This window comes from Arthrobacter sp. Soil_C_60 (genome assembly GCF_057656375.1).
Window position 1 is genome coordinate 586,953 of sequence record NZ_JBDGKM010000001.1, and the last position, 20,658, is coordinate 607,610.

The 20,658-nt window shown below is 63.4% G+C and carries 15 protein-coding genes and 1 tRNA gene; 12 read left to right on the top strand and 4 right to left on the bottom strand.

Going from position 1 to position 20,658, the window contains the following annotated elements; genetic code table 11:
* Positions 1-6 precede the first annotated feature (6 nt).
* A complete protein-coding gene (hrpA, locus tag AC3A4M_RS02845; RefSeq protein WP_498733845.1) occupies positions 7-3,960 on the bottom strand; it encodes an ATP-dependent RNA helicase HrpA in 3,954 nt (1,317 codons plus the stop codon).
* A gap of 340 nt (positions 3,961-4,300) precedes the next feature.
* Between hrpA and AC3A4M_RS02850 the strand changes: the two genes are divergently transcribed.
* Genes AC3A4M_RS02850 through AC3A4M_RS02860 form a run of 3 tightly spaced genes read left to right on the top strand, consistent with a single transcriptional unit; the run spans position 4,301 to position 7,023 of the window.
* On the top strand, positions 4,301-5,305 hold the full coding sequence (locus AC3A4M_RS02850) for an ABC transporter substrate-binding protein (protein ID WP_498733847.1): 1,005 nt from the start codon (positions 4,301-4,303) through the stop codon (positions 5,303-5,305).
* 19 nt (positions 5,306-5,324) lie between these two features.
* Positions 5,325-6,230 carry an ABC transporter permease gene (locus AC3A4M_RS02855; RefSeq protein ID WP_498733849.1) on the top strand — a complete coding sequence of 302 codons (906 nt, stop codon included), beginning with the start codon at positions 5,325-5,327 and terminating at the stop codon, positions 6,228-6,230.
* A gap of 1 nt (position 6,231) precedes the next feature.
* Entirely contained in the window at positions 6,232-7,023 is a 792-nt protein-coding gene (locus AC3A4M_RS02860; RefSeq protein ID WP_169994276.1) for an ABC transporter ATP-binding protein, read from the top strand.
* 59 nt (positions 7,024-7,082) lie between these two features.
* Here AC3A4M_RS02860 and AC3A4M_RS02865 read toward each other — a convergent pair whose 3' ends face one another.
* Entirely contained in the window at positions 7,083-8,033 is a 951-nt protein-coding gene (locus AC3A4M_RS02865) for a helix-turn-helix transcriptional regulator (RefSeq protein ID WP_498733851.1), read from the bottom strand.
* Between the two features lie 135 nt (positions 8,034-8,168).
* Here AC3A4M_RS02865 and AC3A4M_RS02870 point away from each other — a divergent pair, with 135 nt between their 5' ends.
* On the top strand, positions 8,169-8,726 hold the full coding sequence (locus tag AC3A4M_RS02870) for a DinB family protein (RefSeq protein ID WP_498733854.1): 558 nt from the start codon (positions 8,169-8,171) through the stop codon (positions 8,724-8,726).
* Between the two features lie 42 nt (positions 8,727-8,768).
* On the opposite strand, the gene AC3A4M_RS02875 is transcribed toward AC3A4M_RS02870, so the two are convergent.
* Positions 8,769-8,930, bottom strand: a complete 162-nt coding sequence (locus AC3A4M_RS02875) for a hypothetical protein (RefSeq protein WP_171059325.1) — start codon at positions 8,928-8,930, stop codon at positions 8,769-8,771.
* Positions 8,931-9,011: 81 nt separating this feature from the next.
* On the opposite strand from AC3A4M_RS02875, the gene AC3A4M_RS02880 reads away from it, so the two are divergent.
* The gene (locus AC3A4M_RS02880; protein WP_498733857.1) at positions 9,012-9,986 is read left to right on the top strand and encodes a GlxA family transcriptional regulator; all 975 of its coding nucleotides are present in this window, start codon (positions 9,012-9,014) and stop codon (positions 9,984-9,986) included.
* Positions 9,987-10,080: 94 nt separating this feature from the next.
* Here the strand turns inward: AC3A4M_RS02880 and AC3A4M_RS02885 are convergent.
* Positions 10,081-10,153, bottom strand: a tRNA-Arg gene (locus tag AC3A4M_RS02885).
* 240 nt (positions 10,154-10,393) lie between these two features.
* Between AC3A4M_RS02885 and argS the strand changes: the two genes are divergently transcribed.
* The 7 genes from argS to prfA all read left to right on the top strand — a co-directional run bounded on the left by argS (position 10,394) and on the right by prfA (position 20,657).
* Positions 10,394-12,037 (top strand): arginine--tRNA ligase, encoded by a 1,644-nt coding sequence (argS, locus tag AC3A4M_RS02890; RefSeq protein WP_498733859.1) that lies wholly within the window; start codon positions 10,394-10,396, stop codon positions 12,035-12,037.
* Between the two features lie 4 nt (positions 12,038-12,041).
* Positions 12,042-13,517 carry a diaminopimelate decarboxylase gene (lysA, locus tag AC3A4M_RS02895; RefSeq protein WP_498733861.1) on the top strand — a complete coding sequence of 492 codons (1,476 nt, stop codon included), beginning with the start codon at positions 12,042-12,044 and terminating at the stop codon, positions 13,515-13,517.
* A 69-nt stretch (positions 13,518-13,586) separates the two neighbouring features.
* A complete protein-coding gene (locus AC3A4M_RS02900) occupies positions 13,587-14,906 on the top strand; it encodes a homoserine dehydrogenase (protein WP_498733863.1) in 1,320 nt (439 codons plus the stop codon).
* On the top strand, positions 14,907-16,007 hold the full coding sequence (thrC, locus tag AC3A4M_RS02905; protein ID WP_498733864.1) for a threonine synthase: 1,101 nt from the start codon (positions 14,907-14,909) through the stop codon (positions 16,005-16,007).
* 7 nt (positions 16,008-16,014) lie between these two features.
* Positions 16,015-16,977 carry a homoserine kinase gene (gene thrB, locus AC3A4M_RS02910; RefSeq protein ID WP_498733866.1) on the top strand — a complete coding sequence of 321 codons (963 nt, stop codon included), beginning with the start codon at positions 16,015-16,017 and terminating at the stop codon, positions 16,975-16,977.
* 310 nt (positions 16,978-17,287) lie between these two features.
* Positions 17,288-19,447: a transcription termination factor Rho gene (gene rho / locus AC3A4M_RS02915; RefSeq protein WP_498733868.1), complete on the top strand. Its 2,160-nt coding sequence runs from the start codon at positions 17,288-17,290 to the stop codon at positions 19,445-19,447.
* A 130-nt stretch (positions 19,448-19,577) separates the two neighbouring features.
* Entirely contained in the window at positions 19,578-20,657 is a 1,080-nt protein-coding gene (gene prfA / locus AC3A4M_RS02920; protein WP_498733870.1) for a peptide chain release factor 1, read from the top strand.
* The last annotated feature ends 1 nt before the right edge of the window (position 20,658 follow it).

The following is a 20,658-nucleotide window of genomic DNA, read 5'->3' on the forward strand; positions in this document are numbered from 1 at the left end:
CCAGCGTCATTTACTGAGGGCCTCGTTCAGGGCAGCACGCACGCGCTTCTCTGAAATGGAATAGGCCGTTCCCAGTTCCTGGGCGAAGAAACTGACCCTCAGTTCCTCGAGCATCCACCGCACCCTGCGCAGCTCTTCGGGGTGCCGTGAGCCTGGACGCAAAGCCGCGACGGCGTCGTCGTACTCGTCTTCAAGCTTTTGCACGGCTACCATTTGCTGGCCGTCCCGCGTCACGTTGGTTGGCAGCTTTTCCAGCCTCCGCTCGATCGCCGTCAGATAGCGGGGGAGATGGCTCAGCTGGGCATAGCCCGTACGGGCGACGAAACCGGGATAGATCAGCTGCTCGAGCTGGCTCTTGATGTCGTTCAGGGCGCTGATCAGGGCCAGGCTCGTGCTGGCCTTGAGCGATTTCTGGATCCGCCGGTTGCTGGAGAGGATCTTTTCGACGACGGCGGTCACCGAGAAGACGGTGTCGATCAGTTCCGCACGGACCACCTCATACAGGCGGTCGAACTCTTCCTTGGACCACGGCAGCTCCTGCGGCACCAGCTTATCGATGGCCGCCAGCGTACAATCATCGATCAACGAGGCGACCGAACCATGGGGGTTCTGGCTGAAGGTGAGTTTCTCGGTGTTATTCAAATGGTCCAGCACGTAGCGCTGCGGGGACGGCACCCGAAGCGCCAGCAGCCGGATGACGCCGGACCGCATGGCGGACTCCTGCTCTGCGGCAGTGGGATAGATCCGCCGCGCGACCGTCTGGCCTTCATCCACGAATGCCGGATAGCCCGTGACCGTGTGGCCCGCTACCAACCGCTTGACCTCGCGTTCGAGCGTGCCGCCCGTCCACTCGGTCAGCCCTGTCAGTTCCTGGATGCCGCTCGACGCCGGAGCCGCCAACGTCGACGTCGTCTTGGCCTGTTTCACGGGCTTGGCCGTCTTGGGCGTGGCACCGAGTGAATCGGCGATGGCACGGCGGGTCTGCGGTGCAAGTTCTTCCTGCAGCCGGGCCAGGTCTTTGTCTTCGCCCAGGACTTTTCCGCGTGCGTCCACCACACGGAAACTGACCCGCAGGTGCGGCGGCACTGCTTCCCAGTTCCATGAACCGGGCGGGATGATGTGGCCTTTGAGCCGGCGGAGCACCAGCTCCAGCGAGGGTTCCAGCTCGTCTTCTTCCGGAACAAACTCCTCGGCAAGAGCCGCGGCAGCCGTCCGGGCCACATCGGGGGCCGGCACGAAGTTCTTGCGCACTTGTTTCGGCAGGGACTTGATCAAGGCGGTGACCAGGTCGGCCCGCAGGCCGGGAATCTGCCAGCGGAAGGGTGCCGGATTGAGCTGGTTCAGGAACAGCACTGGCACTTCCGCCGTGACACCGTCCGAGGGATTGGGTGTCCCGCCGGGCGCCACCGGCGAAAATTCATAGCTCAGCGGCAGTTCGAAAGAGCCTTGGCGCCAGATCTTCGGGAAGGCGCCGGGATCGAGCTCTTCGGCTTCTTCGGTCAGGAGCGCATCGGGGTCGAAGTCCAGCAGCGTGGGATTTTCCTGCCGTGCCGCCTTCCACCACTTGTCGAAGTGTCGCTCGGAGACCACGTTCTCGCCGATGCGCTGATCGTAGAACTCGAAAAGCGTTTCATCATCCACACGGAGGCCGCGCCGGCGAGTACGTGTCTCCAGCTCCTCGACCTCTGCCAGCAGGGCGCGGTTGCGGTGGAAGAACTTGTGGTGGGTGCGCCAGTCACCTTCAACCAGGGCATGGCGGATGAAGAGATCCCGGCTGAGCTCGCGGTCGATCCTGCCGTACTGGATGCGCCGCTGCGGGATGATCGGGACGCCGTAGAGCGTGACCTTCTCGTAGGCCATAACGGAACCCAGGCGACGGGACCAGTGCGGCTCGGAATAGGTCCGTTTGAGCAGTTGCGGGGCGATTTCCTCGGCCCACACCGGATCGAACCGGGCAGCTACGCGGGCCCACAGCCGGGACGTCTCCACCAGTTCGGCCGCCATGACCCAATCGGGTGACTTTTTGAACAGGGCCGAGCCGGGGAAGATTGCGAAGCGGGTGCCACGGGCGCCGGCGTATTCACGTTTGCGCTCCTCGTAGGCGCCGATGTGGCTGAGCAGGCCGGCCAGCAGGCTCTTGTGGATGTCGTCATGCTTGCCAACAGGATCTACTTCGCTGCCGGAAGAGAGCGTGATGCCCAGCGGCTTGGCGAGTTGCCGCAGTTGGGCAAACAAATCCTGCCATTCGCGGATCCGCAGGTAGTTGATGAACTCGGTGCGGCACACCTTGCGGAACTGGGTGGAGGACAGCTCCTTCTGCTTGTCCTGCACGTAGCGCCATAGGTTCAGGATGCCGGTGAAGTCCGAGTTCTCGTCCACGAAGCGCTTGTGCAGTTCGGCGGCCTGCTGCTGCTTACTGCCGCTGTCGGCCGAGGGCCGTTCACGCGGATCCTGGATGGTCAGCGCCGCAGCGAGAATCATGACCTCGCGGACGCACCCGCGTTTGCCGGCTTCGACAATCATGCGGCCCAGACGGGGATCCACCGGCAACTGGGCCAGCTGATGCCCGACGGCGGTCAGGCCGGGTTCGCGGCTCGGGTTACGGCCACCGCCGCGGCCGGTGGCTTGCGGTTCGCGCACCGCGTCTGCTGGTTTGCCGGGCTCAGCCAGGGCGCCGAGCTCGCGGAGGAGGTTGACGCCGTCGTTAATCGCCCGGGTCTCCGGCGGCTCGACGAACGGGAAATTCTCGATGTCCTTCGGGCTGCGGGCCACACCCATGGCTGTCATCTGGAGGATGACGGCGGCCAGATTGGTGCGTAGGATTTCGGGATCGGTGAACTCGCGCCGGGCTTCGAAGTCCTCTTGCGAATACAGCCTGATTGCGATGCCGTCGCTGACTCGGCCGCAGCGGCCGGAGCGCTGGTTGGCGGAGGCCTGGGAGATCCGCTCAATGGGCAAACGCTGGACCTTGGTCCGGTGCGAATACCTCGAGATGCGGGCCGTGCCCGTATCGATGACGTATTTGATCCCCGGTACGGTCAGGGAGGTTTCCGCCACGTTGGTGGCCAGGACGATCCGCCGCTTGCCGCCGGAACCGGGCGAAAAGACCCGGTGCTGTTCGGCCAGGGAAAGCCTGGCATAGAGCGGCAGGATCTCGGTTCCCGCCAACCGGCGGTTGGTTTGCACCCGCGACCGCAGTGCGTCCGCGGCGTCGCGGATTTCCCGCTCCCCGGAGAAGAAGACGAGGATGTCGCCGTGGGCTTCGCCGGCCAGTTCGTCCACCGCGTCGCAGACCGCGTCCATGGGATCGCGGTCCTCTTCCAGTTCATCGTCCGAGTCGATAGTGCCTGCCGGCATGTTGAGCGGGCGGTACCTGATTTCCACGGGGTAGGTGCGGCCCGAAACCTCGATGATCGGAGCCGGCTCATCGTCGCCGAAATGCTTGGCGAAGCGCTCCGGATCAATGGTGGCGGAAGTGATGATGACTGTCAGATCGGGGCGCTGCGGCAGAATACGCTTGAGGTAGCCCAGAATGAAGTCGATGTTGAGGCTTCGCTCATGCGCCTCGTCGATGATGATGGTGCTGTATTTCTTCAGCAGCTTGTCGTGCTGGATTTCGGCGAGCAGAATGCCGTCCGTCATCAGCTTGATCCGGGTGCTGCGGCCAACTTGGCCGGTGAAACGGACTTGGAAGCCTACTTCCTCGCCCAGCTTGACGTCGAGTTCCTCCGCGATCCGCTCGGCAACGGTGCGGGCCGCGAGCCGCCGTGGCTGGGTGTGGCCGATCAGGCCCTTCTCCGCGAGCCCCAACTCGAGGCACATTTTGGGGATCTGGGTGGTCTTCCCCGAACCGGTTTCGCCGGCAATGATGGTGACCTGGTTGGCGGCAATGGCCGCCATAATGTCATCCCGCCGTTCCGAAACCGGCAACATCTCGGGATAAGTGATTTTCAGTGTCATGATTGCGCCCAGTTTATCGGTTCCCAGGCATCCACACATCCATGGACAGAACCGGAGCCTTGCTGCCATTTCGATACGGATCGTCCATTCTTAGGACCGCATGAGTGGACTCTTGTCCTAGGCCTGTGCCCAAGATTAGACAATGTGACGCTGTTCACAGGTACTATCGAAGTGGACTTTCCGCAGGGAATGACTGTCCGTGTCCGCAGCCGGGTAATGACGCCGCCGGCAAGCGGCATATTCCGCCGTCAGCAACGTGGTGGAGCGCATGGACGGCTGTGACTTGGGGGAGCGGGCCGGGAGCATCCGGCACGTTTGCGATTTGAAAGGAATCACTGGCATGAAACGGTCAACATACACAACCATGGGCGCCTCGCTGTTCGCCTCGGCGCTGCTGATGACAGCGTGCGGTAACGGCGGCGGCGAGGCCGGCTCCGGCGAGAGCGGGGCGGCCGGGGAAATGGTCGAAATCGGCATCACGCAGATTGTTTCCCACCCTTCGCTGGATGCGTCGCGGGAGGGCTTCAAGAAGGCCCTGGCCGAGAACGGCTACACCGAGGGTGAAAACGTCACCTACGACGAGCAGAACGCACAGGGCGACCAGGCTACCGCCACCTCGATTGCCGGCAAGTTCGCCACCGATCAGAAGGACCTTGTCCTCGCGATCGCCACTCCGACTGCCCAGGCGGCCGCGCAGGCCATCCAGGACATCCCCATCCTGATCACCGCCGTCACCGATCCGGTCGAGGCTGGCCTGGTCGGATCGCTGGAAGCCCCCGGCGGCAACATCACCGGGACGAGCGACCTCAATCCCGTCAAGGAACAGCTGGGCCTGCTGAAGGAACTGGTTCCGGACGCCAAGAGCGTGGGCATTGTCTACAGCTCGGGAGAAGTGAACTCCCAGGTCCAGGTTGACTTGGCGAAGAAGGTCGCCGCCGAGATGGGTCTTGAAATCAAGGAAGCCACTGTCAGTAACTCCAGCGAGGTCCAGCAGGCCGCGCAGTCCCTGGACGTCGACGCGTTCTATGTACCCACGGACAACAACGTTGTGTCTGCCCTGAAGTCGCTTATCGGCGTTGCGGAATCCAAGAAGATCCCGGTGATCGCCTCGGACGCCGCCAGCGTTGAAGGCGGTGCCGTCGCTACCGAGGGCATCAACTACGAGGACCTGGGCTACCAGACGGGCATGATGGCCATCGAGGTCCTCAAGGGTGCCGACCCGGCATCCATGCCGATCCAGACAGCCTCCGAACTGGAAGTTGTCGTCAATCCCGCAGCCGCTGAGCGCATGGGCATCGAGATTCCGGCTTCCCTGCTGGAATCCGCCGACCGCGTCATCGAGTAGAACCTGAGGATACCGACACATGATTGTCGCGGTTGAGCTGGGCCTGATCTACGCGATCATGGCTCTGGGGGTCTATCTGACCTTCCGCATTCTGAATTTTCCCGATCTGACGGTTGACGGCAGCTTCACCACCGGGGCCGCCGTCGCCTCGATCATGATTATCAACGGCTCCTCGCCAGTGGTCGCCACCATCGCTGCTTTCGGTGCAGGGCTGGTTGCCGGCTGGATTACCGGGATACTGCATACCAAGGGCAAGATCAACGGCTTGCTGGCCGGCATTCTGACCATGATCGCGCTGTACTCGATCAACCTGCGCATCATGGGCAGGGCAAACCTGCCCCTGCTGCGCGAAGACACGCTCATTACGCCCCTGCGCGACGCAGGCCTGCTTGGCACGGCCATGGCCGTGGTGGTCTTCTCGCTGTTTGCCCTGGCGGTCAAGTTCGTCATCGACTGGTTCCTGCACACAGACGTCGGTCTGGCCATGCAGGCTACCGGTGACAACGAAGAAATGATCCGCAGCTTCGGCGTAAGCACGGACCGGATGAAAATCCTGGGTCTTGCGCTTTCCAACGGGCTGGTTGGCCTGTGCGGGGCACTCATTGCCCAGTACCAGGGGTTCGCCGACATCGGCATGGGCATCGGCCTGATTCTGGCTGGCCTTGCATCAGTCATCATCGGGCAGGCGATCTTCGGCTCGAGGCTCATCATCATCGCCTCGCTGGCCGTAGTTCTCGGCTCCGTTTTGTACCGAGTGGTTATTCAGCTTGCCCTCCAGGCGGGTCTGAACCCGAACGATATGAAGCTGATCTCCGCAGTGCTGGTGGTCATCGCCTTGGTGCTGCCACAATGGAAGTTCTTCAAACGGATCGGCGGACTGGCCAACATGAGGAAGTCTTTGACCGGGGCTGGAGCTAAGGGCTGACATGCTGGATATAACTAATGTGCACAAGACCTTTTTTGCCGGCACCGTCAATGAGCGGGTGGCGCTGAAGGAGATCAACCTATCGCTGACGCCAGGCGAGTTCGTCACGGTGATCGGCAGCAACGGCGCCGGGAAATCGACGGTCCTGAACATCACTTCGGGCAAGCTCCGCCCGGACACCGGTACGGTCAGGATCGACGGCAATGACGTGACCAAGCTGGCGGACCACCAGCGGGCAAAATTCATTGGCCGGGTCTTCCAGGATCCGATGGCCGGGACCTCCCCGGACATGACCATCGAACAGAACATGTCCATGGCTTATGAGCGCGGTAAGACGCGAGGCCTGGGCCCCGGTGTCACGAAGAAGAAGCGGGAGTTCTTCCAGGAGGAGCTCAAATCCCTGGAGCTGGGCCTGGAGAACCGGCTCAAAGCCAAGGTGGGCCTCCTCTCCGGAGGGCAGCGCCAGGCGCTCTCACTGCTCATGGCCACGTTCAGCAGCCCGAAAATCCTGCTGCTGGATGAGCACACCGCCGCACTGGATCCGCAACGGGCTGACCTCGTGAGCCGCTTGACCGCGGAGGTTGTGGAACGGCACCAGTTGACCACACTGATGGTCACGCACAATATGGAGCAGGCACTACGCCTGGGGAGCCGGCTGATCATGATGCATGAAGGCCGGATCATCCTGGACATTGGCCAGGAACAGAAGCGTAAAACCACCGTCCAGGACCTGTTGCACGAGTTCGAAAAGATCAAGGGCGGCGCCCTGGACGACCGCACCATGCTGCAGTAGGTCTGCCGGGACCCAGGCTGCGGGCCAGTGTCGGGCGGGACTGATGAAGGTCGGACGCGTTAGCGTCCGGCCTTCGCCAGTTTTCCCGCCAGTTCCACCGCACGGTCCTTGAATTCGGCGGGCTGGAGGATTTCAAACTCGAACCCCATGGCGGCGAGCTGCATCAAGGGGTAGTCCAGCGAATCGAAACCCGAACGCAGAACGGTATTGCCGCCGTCGTTAGTTAGCTCCGCTACTTGGGGCGGTATCCGTTCGGCCACCGTTTGAAGCGGCGCGAAAATTCGTACGACGACGTCATAACGGTAGGGCGAGCGTGTGATCGAGCGCTGGACATAGGTTGCCAGATCCTTTTGCGGCAGCGGCCTGGGCGTGAAGCGCTCCCGTGCGGAAGGAACGCTTTCGAACCTGTCCACGCGGAACGTCCGCCAGTCCTGGCGGCCCAGATCCCAGGCCACCAGATACCAGCGGTGTCCGGTATCCACCAGGCCGTACGGCTCGGCCAGCCGCCGGGAGGACTCGCTGTCCGGTTTGGCGTAGCGGAAGGCCACAACGCGGCGGTCGGCGATGGCGGCGGAAACGCTGGTCAGAGTGTCCGGGTTTACCACCGTCCGCGGGCTGCTCAGCGTGGTAACTGCGTTCTTGAGCATGGTGAATTTGGGCCGGAGTCTCGACGGGAGTACCTGCTCAAGCTTGGTCAGCGCACGTACCGAAGCTTCGGCAACACCGGAAACGGGGCTGGCGGTGACGGCGCTGAGCCCCAGCGCAACGGCCAGGGCTTCGTCATCGTCCAGCAACAGCGGCGGCAGCTGCGCGCCAGCGCCGAGTTGATAACCGCCCGCCACGCCAGGCGATGCGTTGATGGGATAGCCGAGACTGCGCAGCTTGTCGATGTCCCGCCTGACTGTCCGCTCCGTGACACTCATGCGCGCAGCCAAAGCCGAACCGGTCCATTCGCGGCGCATTTGGAGCAGGGACAATAGCTGAAGCAGCCGTGCCGACGTTTCAAGCATGCACATAATCTACGCCCCATTGCGGACAGCCGCCGTCCTGAATTCTCTGGGCAAACCGGCGATCGCACGACATGATGGAGCCAGACAAGCTGCAGCGCCGCCGTGGGCGGAGTTCATCGGGAAAGGGAGCGGGAAATGGTGTTCAACGCTGAATTCGAACTGCTGGACCAGCTTCAGTGGCACTGGGAGAACCAGGCCAGGCCCCGGCTAAAGGGGCTGACCGACGAGGAGTATTTCTGGGAACCGGGGGAGGACTGCTGGAATGTACGCCACCGCGGGACCAGCCATGCGCCGATGGCCGTAGGCTCCGGTGATTACACGATCGACTTCGCCATCCCCGAGCCCTATCCCGCACCGGTCACCACCATTGCATGGCGGCTGGGCCATATCTTGGTCGGAGTGCTGGGAACCAGGAATGCGTCGCACTTCGGTGGGCCGGCGGTCGATTACGAAAGCTTTGACTATCCGGGAACCGCAGACGGTGCGCTGGCGCTGCTGGACGAATACTATGCCCGCTGGATCGACGGCGTGGGTTCCTTGGGCGAGCCGGGCCTGGAGAAACCGTGCGGGGCGGCAGAAGGGCGGTTTGCGGATCGTTCCATGGGTGCGCTGGTACTGCACATCAACCGCGAAATGATCCATCACCTTGCCGAAGTGGCGCTGCTGCGGGACCTGTTTGCCCACCGGCAGTAAGTATTTCAGCAGCGCCGTCTTCGAGCGGGGAGCAGCAGGCGCTTACCAGCGCATCAGCTGGGAGAACGGGCGGCTGGGCAGTGCGCCGTCGGACCAGTCCTGCAGGGACCGCTCTTCCGGAGTGTGGCCGTGTCCGTCGCTGGGGATGATGGCGACGGTGGCAACGATAACGAGGATGAAAGCCAGAGCTAGAAGAAGTTCCATGACTTCATGGTGCGCCGGTACGGACCAAAAAAAGAGTGGCAGAAACGACCACTAACGATAAAAAACTGCCATAATGGACTCATGCTCAAAAACGTGGCTGTGCTGGTACTTCCGGGTACCTCGCCGTTCGAATTCGGGGTCGCCTGCGAGGTGTTCGGCATTGACCGTTCCGCGCGTGGAACGGGGGTGCCAGCCTTCGACTTCAAGGTCTGCACACCTACGCCGGGGAAAGTGGACACCAAGACCGGGTTTTCCATCGACGTCGCATTGGGTCTGGAAGCGGCCGAGGACGCGGATCTGCTCATCGTGGCGCCTTATCAATGGGACGCGCCCGTCCCGGAAAAGGTTAAGCAGTCCCTGCGCCGCGCCCATGCGCGCGGAGCGTGGGTGATGTCATTGTGCACAGGTGCTTTTGTGCTGGCCGGAGCCGGATTGCTGGACGGACGCCGCGCCACCACCCACTGGCAGTACTCGCAGCAGCTTGCCCAGCAATACCCGCAGATCCATGTCGACGAGAACGTGCTCTATGTCCAGGATGACCGGATCATCACCAGTGCCGGTACGTCGGCAGGGATCGATGCATGCCTGCATCTGGTCCGGACGGAGCTCGGCGCCGGTGTGGCGGCAGCGATTGCCCGGGACATGGTGGTACCGCCGCACCGGGAGGGTGGCCAGGCCCAGTACATTGCGCGCCCCTTGTCGCTGGAAGGTTGCAGCACTCTCAAGGATCTCGTGGTCTGGCTCAGCGAGAACCTTGACCGCGAGGTCTCCATCTCGGAACTGTCCCAGCGCGTGCACATGTCGGAACGGACTTTCGCCAGACGGTTCCGCGCTGAGACCGGTGCGACGCCCGCTGCGTGGATCAATGCCCAGCGTGTGTTGCTGGCCCAGGAGCTGCTGGAAACCTCTGACCTGAACATCGACGAGATTGCCCGCGCCACCGGCTTCGGGCAGGCGGTCCTGCTGCGCCATCACTTCGTCAAAGCACTCAACATTTCGCCGGCAACCTATCGCCGGACGTTCCGCGGAAGCTCCGCGGCCATGGCTGTTCACTGACCACGACGGTCGCCAGGCTTGCCTGCACACTTCGTGTCCTGCCGGAACGGGAAAACCCCGCCTGCTGGTATTCCAGCGGCGGGGTTTTCTGCGGTGCCCTCGATAGGATTCGAACCTACGGCCTTCTGCTCCGGAGGCAGACGCTCTATCCCCTGAGCTACGAGGGCGCGGTGCCGGGTAAATCTGCCAGCACCTTTTGGGACGTCAATGAGCTTATCAGGAACTACCCCCACAGACACAAACTGTCAGCGTCCGAGGAAGGCATCGCGGTGAATTTGGCGAACTGCCGGGTGGAAAACCCCTGGAGAAACCGTGCGACGGCCCTGTCCTGCAGGTCTTCCGTGGTGGCAGCCACAGGCCACGGGGCGGCGGCGGAATCCAGTTTGCACTGCACTTATGCTTAACAGGTGACTCCTGAAGAACTTTCCGCTGCCATTACCGCCTGCCTGCAGGATGCCGTCGACGCAGGTGACTTCACCGTCGAGATGCCCCGCGAGGTGCGCGTGGAGCGACCGAAGAGCCGCGAGCACGGTGACTGGGCCACAAACGTGGCCATGCAACTGGGCAAGAAGGCGGGAATGAACCCGCGCCAGTTCGCCGAAATCCTCAGTGCCCGGCTTTCCAAGATCGACGGCGTTGCCAAGGTCGACATCGCCGGTCCCGGATTCTTGAACATCACGCTGGATGCCGCGGCCGCAGGATCACTGGCCCAGACTATCGTCGAAACCGGCGATAGCTACGGAACCGGTGAGGAGTACGCCGGTACCAAGATCAACCTGGAGTTCGTCTCCGCCAATCCCACCGGGCCCATCCACTTGGGCGGGACACGCTGGGCAGCCTTGGGGGATTCGCTGGCCCGCATCCTGCAGGCGCAGGGGGCAGAAGTTACGCGCGAGTACTACTTCAATGACCATGGCAACCAGATTGACCGCTTTGCCCGGTCCCTGCTCGCCAGCGCCAAGGGCGAGCCCGCACCGGAAGACGGCTACGGCGGCGACTACATTGCGGATATTGCCAACGCCGTGCTGGCCCAGAATCCGGACGCACTCTCCGCTGCAGACCCGCAGGAAGAGTTCCGCAGCCGGGGCGTCGAGCTGATGTTTACTGCGATCAAAAAGTCGCTGCATGAGTTCGGCGTCGATTTTGATGTCTACTTCCACGAAAACGCGCTCTTTGAAGACGGCGCGGTCGACGCGCTGCTGGAACAGCTCAAGACGTCCGGCAGCCTCTACTTCGACGAGGGTGCCTGGTGGCTGAAGTCCACGGACTTCGGCGACGACAAGGACCGGGTGGTCATCAAGTCGGACGGCCATGCAGCCTACATCGCCGGCGACATCGCCTACTTCAAGAACAAGCGCGACCGCGGCTTCGATCTGTGCATCTACATGCTCGGAGCCGACCACCACGGCTATGTGGCGCGGCTGAAAGCTGCTGCCGCCGCCATGGGCGACAGCGCGGACAGTGTCGAGGTCCTGATCGGCCAGATGGTGAACCTGGTCAAGGACGGCAAGCCGGTCCGGATGTCCAAGCGCGCCGGCACGGTGGTCACTATGGAGGATCTGGTGGACGCAGTTGGTGTGGACGCGGCCCGCTATGCACTGACCAGGTCGCACGCGGATTCCAATATCGACGTCGATCTGGACCTGTTGACCAAGCGCAGCAACGAGAACCCGGTGTTCTATGTGCAGTACGCCCATGCCCGTACCTGTGCCGTTGCGCGCAACGCCGTAGCCGCAGGGGTGGACCGCAGCGCCTTCGACGCATCCTTGCTGGACCACGCCACCGAAAACGAACTGCTGGCCTACCTCGGCGCCTACCCGTCCGTCGTGGCCACCGCGGCCAAGCTGCGCGAACCGCACCGGGTGGCCCGCCATCTGGAAGTCATCGCCGGCGCCTACCACCGCTGGTACGATTCCTGCCGCGTGACGCCGTTGGGCGATGGCGAAGTAACTGACCTGAACCGCACCCGACTGTGGCTCAATGACGCAACCACGCAGGTTCTGGCCAATGGCCTGGGCCTGCTGGGCGTCAGCGCGCCGGAACGGATGTAAGCACGTGACTTCAACAATTCGCGAAGCCTCCCCGCTCGCTCCCCAGTGGCTGAGCTATCCGGAAGACGCCAACCAACTGCAGCCCAAGATGTGGGCCCGCGGCGTGGCCCGCGGTGCCAGCGGCGAGTTGGAGATCGACGGCGTTGGCGTCAGTGACCTCAAGGCCCGTTTCGGCTCGCCGCTCTTCGTCATGTCGGAGACGGACTTCCGCGCCCGCGCCCGGGACTTCAAGGACTCCTTCGACGCCGCTTTTGCCGACCTGTGCGGGGGAGTGGACGTCTACTACGCCGGAAAGTCCTTCCTCTGCATCGAGGTAGCGCGCTGGGTGGAGCAGGAAGGCCTGCGGCTGGATACCTGCTCCGGCGGCGAACTGGCCGTGGCTGCCCGCGCCGGCATTCCCGGTGAGAAGCTCGGCCTGCACGGGAACAACAAATCCGATGCGGAACTGAATCGGGCCCTGGACATGAAGCTGGGCCGGATCGTGGTGGACAGCCTGGATGAACTCCAACGGCTGGCAACCATTGCCGCAGCCCGGTCCGAGCGGGCCAACGTCATGCTGCGCCTGACGCCCGGCGTGCACGCCCACACGCATGAATTCATCGCCACCGCGCACGAGGACCAGAAGTTCGGCCTCTCCATGGCAGGAGCGGACACCGAGTCCGGCACAGCGAACGACGGCGGGACGTCGCCTTCCGTAGGCAACTCACCGGCCGCACGGGCAGTCAGCGAGGCCCTGGCATCCGAGTCCATCAATCTGCTGGGACTGCATTGCCACATCGGTTCCCAGATCTTCGAACCCGAAGGTTTCGCCCTGGCTGCGGAGCGGCTGCTGACCTTCGTCGCCCAGATCCGCGATGAACATGGCGTGGAGCTCCCGGAGTTGGATCTGGGCGGCGGCTACGGCATCGCCTACACAGAGGTCGACACGCCGCGACCGCCGGCCGAACTCGCGGAGGCGATGGCCGCCGTCGTTAGTTCCACCTGCCGCAGGCTGGAACTGAAGGTCCCGCGGATCTCGATCGAACCGGGGCGCGCCATCGTGGGTCCGAGCACGTTCACCCTGTATGAAACGGGCACGCTGAAGACCGTGAACGTGGACAGCGAGGACGGGCGGACCTATCCGCGGCGTTACATTTCCGTGGACGGCGGCATGAGCGACAACGCCCGCCCGGTTCTGTACGACGCCGACTATTCGGCTGTGCTGGCTTCCCGTGTGACGGATGAAGACCCGATTATTTCCCGCGTGGTTGGAAAACATTGCGAAAGCGGTGACATTGTAGTCAGGGACGTTTATCTGCCTGGTGACGTAGCCGCCGGGGATCTTCTGGCGGTGCCGGGCACCGGTGCGTACTGCTGGGCGCTGGCCAGCAACTACAACTATGTGGCACGGCCGCCGGTAGTTGCGGTTAATGACGGCCAGGCACGGCTGATTGTGCGCGGCGAAACAGAAGAGGATCTTCTGGCCCGCGACCTGGGCTGAGGCCCGGTCAGTCTGCTCGGGGGCGGCGGAATTCTTGAAACAACAATGGCTTTGGGAGTAAGTACAGCAATGAACACGCTGAAAGTGGCACTGTTGGGATGCGGAAATGTCGGATCCCAGGTGGCCCGGATTCTCCTGGACGACGCCGCTGAACTGGCCTCGCGTTCGGGAGCCCGGCTGGAGCTGGCCGGAATCGCTGTCCGCAACGTTGACGCGCCGCGCGACGTCGACCTGCCTCGGGATCTGTTCACCGACGACGCCGAGACGCTGGTCAAGGACGCGGACATCGTCATTGAGCTCATGGGCGGGCTGGAACCGGCGCGTTCGCTGATCCTGCGTTCCATCGAGCACGGTGCCTCCGTGGTCAGCGGGAACAAAGCGCTGCTCGCCGCCGACGGGCCCGCCCTGTACGAGAAGGCTTCTGCCGCCGGCGTCGAGCTTTACTATGAGGCGGCCGTGGCCGGAGCCATTCCGATTTTGCGCCCCATCCGGGAAAGCCTCTCCGGGGACCGGATCAAGCGGGTGCTGGGCATCGTCAACGGTACGACCAACTACATTCTCGACCAGATGGACACCACCGGCGCAGCCTTCGAGGACGCGCTGAAGGCTGCCCAGACCCTCGGCTACGCCGAGGCGGATCCAACGGCCGACGTCGAGGGGCTGGATGCCGCGGCGAAGGGAACCTTGCTTGCCTCGCTGGCTTTCCACACCATGTTCCCGCTGGATGCGGTCAAGTGCGAGGGCATCACAGGCATCACCGCCGCCGACATCGACGCGGCCAAAGACACCGGTTTCGTGATCAAACTGCTGGCGATCGCAGAGAAGCAGCCGACCAAGGACGGCGGCGAAGGGGTGTCCGTACGCGTGCATCCGACCCTGCTGCCGCGTACCCACCCGCTGGCTGCTGTCCACGGCGCCTTCAACGCCGTGTTCGTCGAGGCGGAGAACGCCGGCGAGCTGATGTTCTACGGCCAGGGCGCCGGTGGACGTCCCACGGCCTCGGCCGTACTCGGCGATGTTGTCAGCGCCGCCCGCCGCATGGTCAGCGGCGGCCGTGGACGCACCGAAACAACGGGCAAGCACCTGCCGGTCCTGGGCGAAGACAGCATCCTCACCAGCTACTACATCGACATCGACGCAGCGGACCAGCCCGGCGTCCTGGCCAAGATTGCCCACGTCTTCGCCGAGCATGGGGTATCGATCGAAGTCATGCGCCAGACCATGCACACGGAAGACCTGGTCTCGATCGCCGATGGGACGGCGTCCGCGGAACTGCGCATCATCACCCACCGCGGCACCGAGGAATCACTCGCCGCGACGGTGGAAGCCATCAAGGATCTCGACATTGTTAATTCAGTTACTTCCGTACTGCGAGTAGAAGGAGTCTAAGTGGCCCACCAATGGCGCGGCGTTATCCGCGAGTATGCCGAACGTCTGCCCGTCACGGACCGGACCGAGATCATCACGCTCGGTGAAGGCGGAACGCCGCTGGTCCATGCCAAGGCCCTCTCCGAGCTGACCGGCTCCGCCGTCTACCTGAAGGTGGAGGGGATGAACCCCACCGGCTCCTTCAAGGACCGCGGGATGACCATGGCCATCACCGCGGCCGTGGAGGCCGGGGCCAAAGCCGTAGTGTGCGCGTCAACGGGCAACACCTCGGCTTCCGCTGCCGCGTACGCCACGCAGGCGGGCCTGAAGTGCGCTGTCCTGGTGCCGGCCGGGAAGATCGCGATGGGCAAGATGAGCCAGGCCATCGCCCACGGCGCCGAGATCATCCAGATCAACGGCAACTTCGATAACTGCCTCGAAGTTGCCCGGAAACTTTCGGAGGCGTACCCGGTTTTCCTGGTCAACTCCGTCAACCCCGCGCGGATCCAAGGCCAGAAGACGGCTGCCTTCGAGACTGTCGACTTCCTCGGAGATGCCCCGGACATCCACGTGATGCCCGTTGGCAACGCCGGCAACATCACGGCGTACTGGAAGGGCTACCAGGAGTACGCCAAGCCCTACGAGTCCGAGACTGCCGGCACCCTCGAAGCCGTCGCCACCAAGACACCCACGCTGTGGGGCTTCCAAGCCGCCGGTGCGGCACCGCTGGTGCTGGGACACCCGGTCACCGAGCCGGAAACCATCGCCACCGCCATCCGGATCGGCAACCCCGCATCCTGGGATACCGCCATTGCCGCCCGTGACGAGTCGGGCGGGCTGATTGATTCCGTGACGGACGAGGAAATCCTCAGCGCGCACCGCTGGCTGTCCTCCAAGGAAGGCGTGTTCGTCGAGCCGGGTTCGGCAGCGGGCGTTGCGGGCGTCATCAAGAAGCACGCTGCCGGAGAAGTTCCTACGGGCAAGACCATTGTGGTCACGGTGACCGGCCACGGCCTGAAGGATCCGCAGTGGGCCTTGCAGACCGAAGACGGCCATGAGGTTACACCCGTCAAGGTGGATTTCGACGTCGTGAGCGTGGCTGCAGCTCTTGGTCTCGAATAACACCGCCGTGAGGACCGCAGAGCGTACCGCCGTGGTGCCCGGGCAGCGCGTAAGCGTCCGGGTACCGGCGACCAGCGCCAACCTCGGGCCCGGCTTCGACAGCCTCGGTCTGGCCGTAAGCCTGTATGACACGGTCAGCGTTGAAACCACCGACGACGGCGTATTCCATGCCGAGATCTCCGGTGAAGGCGCCGCAAACCTGCCCACGGATGAAAGCCATCTGATCATCCGCACCATCCAGGACACACTGGGACGTGCGGGGTACCGGGCGGAAGGCTTGCGGCTGCAGGCCGAGAACGTGATTCCGCACGGCAGGGGACTCGGCTCCTCTGCGGCGGCCATCGTCTCCGCGGTGCTGCTGGCCAACTCGTTGCTGCCCGTGGCTGCCCGGCTCAGTGCCCAGGAAGTACTGCAGCTTTGTTCCGCCCAGGAAGGCCATCCTGACAACGTGGCACCGGCGCTGGCGGGCAAGCTGGCCATCTCTTGGGAATCGGCGGGTTCTTTCTTCAGCACTGCCGTTGATGTCGCTACGGAAATTGTTCCGGTCGTGGCCATTCCGTCCTATGAATTGTCAACCGAAATGGCCCGGAACCTGCTGCCGGTCTCGGTGCCGCACCATATCGCCGCGGCCAATGCCGGACGGGCAGCTCTGTTGGTGCAAGCGCTGACGCGTGACCCGGAACTGCTGCTCGCGGCGACGGTGGATGAGCTGCACCAGAGCCACCGGGCGCCTGCCATGGCACCGAGCGCAGACCTGCTGCAGTCGCTGCGTGCGTCCGGTTTCGCCGCTGTTGTCTCCGGTGCCGGACCGACGGTGATGACGCTGGCTGCAGGGTCCGCGCAGGCGGATGAGGTCGAGCGGCATATCGCCGCCACATTGGAGTCCTCGCAAATGCCGGACGGCTGGCGTGTCCTTAAACTGACGGTTGACACAGATGGTGCTAAAGTGGAAGTGCACCGCCGGAAATAACCGGCTTGGCAATCTGTCGAAAGTCCCGCGTGGACATACAACATCCGGCAGCGAACCAAAGATCGGTGCAACCTTCCAGGATCCGTCACGGAATTACTGAGTGCTGTAAGTGCGCGTAAGAGTGCGGGCAGCATATCCCTAAGACCATGGTGAACGAGATCCATTCAAGGTTTTTCTCATGTCACTCGGCGTTGCCTGGTCTCACACTTGGGCAACCCCGACCCGGCCTTGTTTCTTATGCATAGGCCGGGACGCAAACAACGCGGTCCACTTCACATGCGGACCGCCCGACGAGGGGGAAGGATCCTTCGTGACTGAAACCACTGACCTGGCTGCAGGTGTGGATACATCATCAGACTCTGCTGCGCCGAAGAGCGCAGGACTTGCCGGACTCAAGCTTGCCCAGCTGCAGGCCTTGGCCGGCCAGCTCGGCATCACCGGCGGTTCCAGGATGCGCAAGAGCGACCTGGTGGCGGCTATTTCGGACCACCAGCGTGGTTCCGCAGTAGCCGACCGTCCTGCCAAGAAGACCACCGGCCGTGCAAGTGCCAAAGAAGCTGCTCCCGCAACTGAAGAGCCCGCGGCCCCTGCAGCGCCTGCAGCCGATACCGCGGACAAAGCGGAGGCGAAAGACAGTGGTGACCTCAACAAGGCCGCCGAACGCGTCAGCCGGACCCGCAACCGCAATCGCCGCGCGACCAGCGACGGCAACGTGACGCCGGAAGCGGCGCAGGCACCCGCTGCAGCCGAAACGTCAACGGACGGCGAAGTTGCCGGCTCCAAGGCTGCAGACGCCCAGCGCGCCGACGCGCAGTCGACGGATGCACAGCCCGCCGAGGCGAAGCCGGAATCCGAAGGCGGCCGCGAGGGCCGTCGTAGCCGCGGCCGTAGCCGCCGTGAGGACCAGCCGGAGCAGCAGGCCGAGAAGCCCGCTGACAAGCCGGAGCCGTCCGAAACTCCTGTTGAGGGTGCGAAGGAAGGCCAGACCGAGCGCGCTGACCGCGGTGAGCGCAGCGACCGTAACGATCGTGGCGACCGCAATGACCGGCGTGAGCGCAGCCGTACCCGCGGCCGCGACAACGAGTCCGCCGGCAGCGACAACCGGGACAGCCGCAGCGATAACCGCAGCGACAGCCGCAGTGACAACCGTGGCGACGACGGCGACGACGGCGGCCGCGGACGCAACCGCCGCAACCGGAATCGCCGCGACCGCGACACGGATACCAGCAACCGGTACCGTGACCGCAACGAGCGCCGCCGTGGACGCGGCCAGAACCCGGACGTGGACGATACCGAGGTTACCGACGACGACGTGTTGCTGCCCGTGGCCGGCATCCTCGACGTCCTCGAGAACTACGCGTTCGTGCGCACCTCCGGCTACCTGCCCGGTCCGAACGACGTCTACGTTTCGCTGGCACAGGTCAAGAAGTACAACCTGCGCAAGGGCGACGCCGTGGTTGGTGCCATCCGCGCCCCGCGGGACGGCGAAAACGCCAACCAGAACAGCCGCCAGAAGTTCAACGCCCTGGTGCGTCTGACCTCCGTCAACGGCAAGCCTGCCGAAGACAACAAGGACCGGGTCGACTTCACCAAGCTGGTTCCGCTGTACCCTTCGGAGCGCCTGCGCCTCGAAACGGAACCGAAGAAGATCGGCCCCCGCGTTATCGATCTGGTCGCGCCGATCGGCAAGGGCCAGCGCGGTCTCATCGTTTCGCCGCCGAAGGCCGGTAAGACGCTGATTCTGCAGTCCATTGCCAACGCCATCACCATCAACAATCCTGAGGTCCACCTCATGATGGTTCTGGTTGACGAGCGTCCCGAAGAAGTCACCGACATGCAGCGCACGGTCAAGGGCGAGGTCATTGCCTCCACCTTCGACCGTCCCGCCGACGACCACACCACGGTTGCCGAACTCGCCATCGAGCGCGCCAAGCGCCTGGTGGAAATGGGAATGGACGTCGTCGTTCTGCTCGACTCGATGACCCGTCTGGGACGCGCCTACAACCTGGCTGCTCCGGCCTCCGGTCGTATTCTCTCCGGTGGCGTGGATTCCTCCGCGCTGTACCCGCCGAAACGCTTCTTCGGTGCTGCCCGCAACATCGAAAACGGCGGTTCTCTGACCATCCTGGCCACCGCGTTGGTTGAAACCGGTTCCAAGATGGACGAAGTCATTTTCGAAGAGTTCAAGGGCACGGGCAACATGGAGCTTCGCCTGTCCCGCAATCTGGCGGACAAGCGGATCTTCCCTGCCGTGGACGTCAACGCTTCCGGCACCCGTCGCGAGGAGAACTTGCTCTCGTCGGAGGAAGTCAAGATCATGTGGAAGCTGCGCCGGGTCCTTTCCGGACTCGATACGCAGCAGGCGCTTGAGCTCCTCACGAACAAGATCCGGGACACCCAGTCCAACGTCGAGTTCCTGATGCAGGTACAGAAGACGACGCTGGGCGCGAAGTCCGACAACGACAAGTAGCTGCCCTGACCGCTCATGATCTCTCCGGTCCCGCAAATGCGGGAGCGGAGAGATCTGGGCGGTTCGTTGTTTAAGCGGCCGGTTGGTGTCTTATCTAGACTTATTGAAGAAGTCGAAAGAGGTTTGAGAAATGTTTGAGTCCGTAAAGGGATTGCTCGAGGAGCATGCAGAGCTGCAGAAGCGGCTGAGCGATCCGGCCGTATACGCGGATCAGGGACTGGCTCGCAAGCTGGGCCGCCGGTCGGCGCAGCTGAACGGAATTGTCGAGGCGTACAACCGCTGGAGCCAGCTGGAGGGCGACCTGGGCGCGGCACGGGAAATGGCCGCAGAGGACCCCGAGTTCGCAGCCGAAATCCCTGGGCTTGAATCTGATCTCGAGACAGCACAGGCAAGACTGCGCCGGTTGTTGATCCCGCGGGATCCGGACGACGCACGAAATGTCATCATCGAGGTCAAGGGCGGTGAAGGTGGCGACGAAGCCGCCTTGTTCGCCGGTGATCTGCTGCGCATGTACACCCGTTATGCGGAACAGCGCGGCTGGAAGACCGAGATCATCTCCGCCACCGAGTCCGATCTGGGCGGGTACAAGGACGTGTCTATGGCGATCAAGGGTTCATCCAACGATCCCGCGGAAGGCGTCTGGGCCAGGATGAAGTTCGAAGGCGGCGTGCACCGGGTTCAGCGCGTTCCGGTCACGGAATCCCAGGGCCGTATCCACACCTCCGCCGCAGGCGTCCTGGTCCTGCCGGAGGTGGACGAGCCGGAAGAAGTCGACATCAGCCAGAACGATCTGAAGATCGATGTCTACCGCTCCTCCGGGCCGGGCGGGCAGTCGGTCAACACCACGGATTCCGCGGTCCGCATCACGCACATCCCCACCGGGATTGTGGTCGCGATGCAGAACGAAAAGTCCCAGCTGCAGAACCGTGAAGCAGGCATGCGCGTGCTGCGTGCCCGCCTGTTGGCGCACCAGCAGGAGCAGATCGACGCAGCCAACTCCGAGACCCGTAAATCGCAGATCCGGACCATGGACCGCTCGGAACGCATCCGCACGTACAATTTTCCGGAAAACCGCATCGCGGACCACCGCACCGGCTACAAGGCCTACAACCTGGATGCCGTCATGAACGGGGAGCTCGAACCCGTCATCCAATCAGCTATCGAGGCGGACGAGCAGGCGCGGCTTGAGGCAGTCGGCGAGGATCGCTAGG

What these genes read in the sequence shown, in the direction of transcription:
- AC3A4M_RS02870 (WP_498733854.1), top strand. Translation starts at nt 8,169, where the DNA reads ATGGTGTTCAACGCTGAATTCGAACTGCTGGACCAGCTTCAGTGGCAC.
- hrpA (WP_498733845.1), bottom strand. Translation starts at nt 3,960, where the DNA reads ATGACACTGAAAATCACTTATCCCGAGATGTTGCCGGTTTCGGAACGG.
- AC3A4M_RS02875 (WP_171059325.1), bottom strand. Translation starts at nt 8,930, where the DNA reads ATGGAACTTCTTCTAGCTCTGGCTTTCATCCTCGTTATCGTTGCCACC.
- AC3A4M_RS02900 (WP_498733863.1), top strand. Translation starts at nt 13,587, where the DNA reads ATGAACACGCTGAAAGTGGCACTGTTGGGATGCGGAAATGTCGGATCC.
- AC3A4M_RS02850 (WP_498733847.1), top strand. Translation starts at nt 4,301, where the DNA reads ATGAAACGGTCAACATACACAACCATGGGCGCCTCGCTGTTCGCCTCG.
- prfA (WP_498733870.1), top strand. Translation starts at nt 19,578, where the DNA reads ATGTTTGAGTCCGTAAAGGGATTGCTCGAGGAGCATGCAGAGCTGCAG.
- AC3A4M_RS02880 (WP_498733857.1), top strand. Translation starts at nt 9,012, where the DNA reads ATGCTCAAAAACGTGGCTGTGCTGGTACTTCCGGGTACCTCGCCGTTC.
- AC3A4M_RS02855 (WP_498733849.1), top strand. Translation starts at nt 5,325, where the DNA reads ATGATTGTCGCGGTTGAGCTGGGCCTGATCTACGCGATCATGGCTCTG.
- AC3A4M_RS02860 (WP_169994276.1), top strand. Translation starts at nt 6,232, where the DNA reads ATGCTGGATATAACTAATGTGCACAAGACCTTTTTTGCCGGCACCGTC.
- AC3A4M_RS02865 (WP_498733851.1), bottom strand. Translation starts at nt 8,033, where the DNA reads ATGCTTGAAACGTCGGCACGGCTGCTTCAGCTATTGTCCCTGCTCCAA.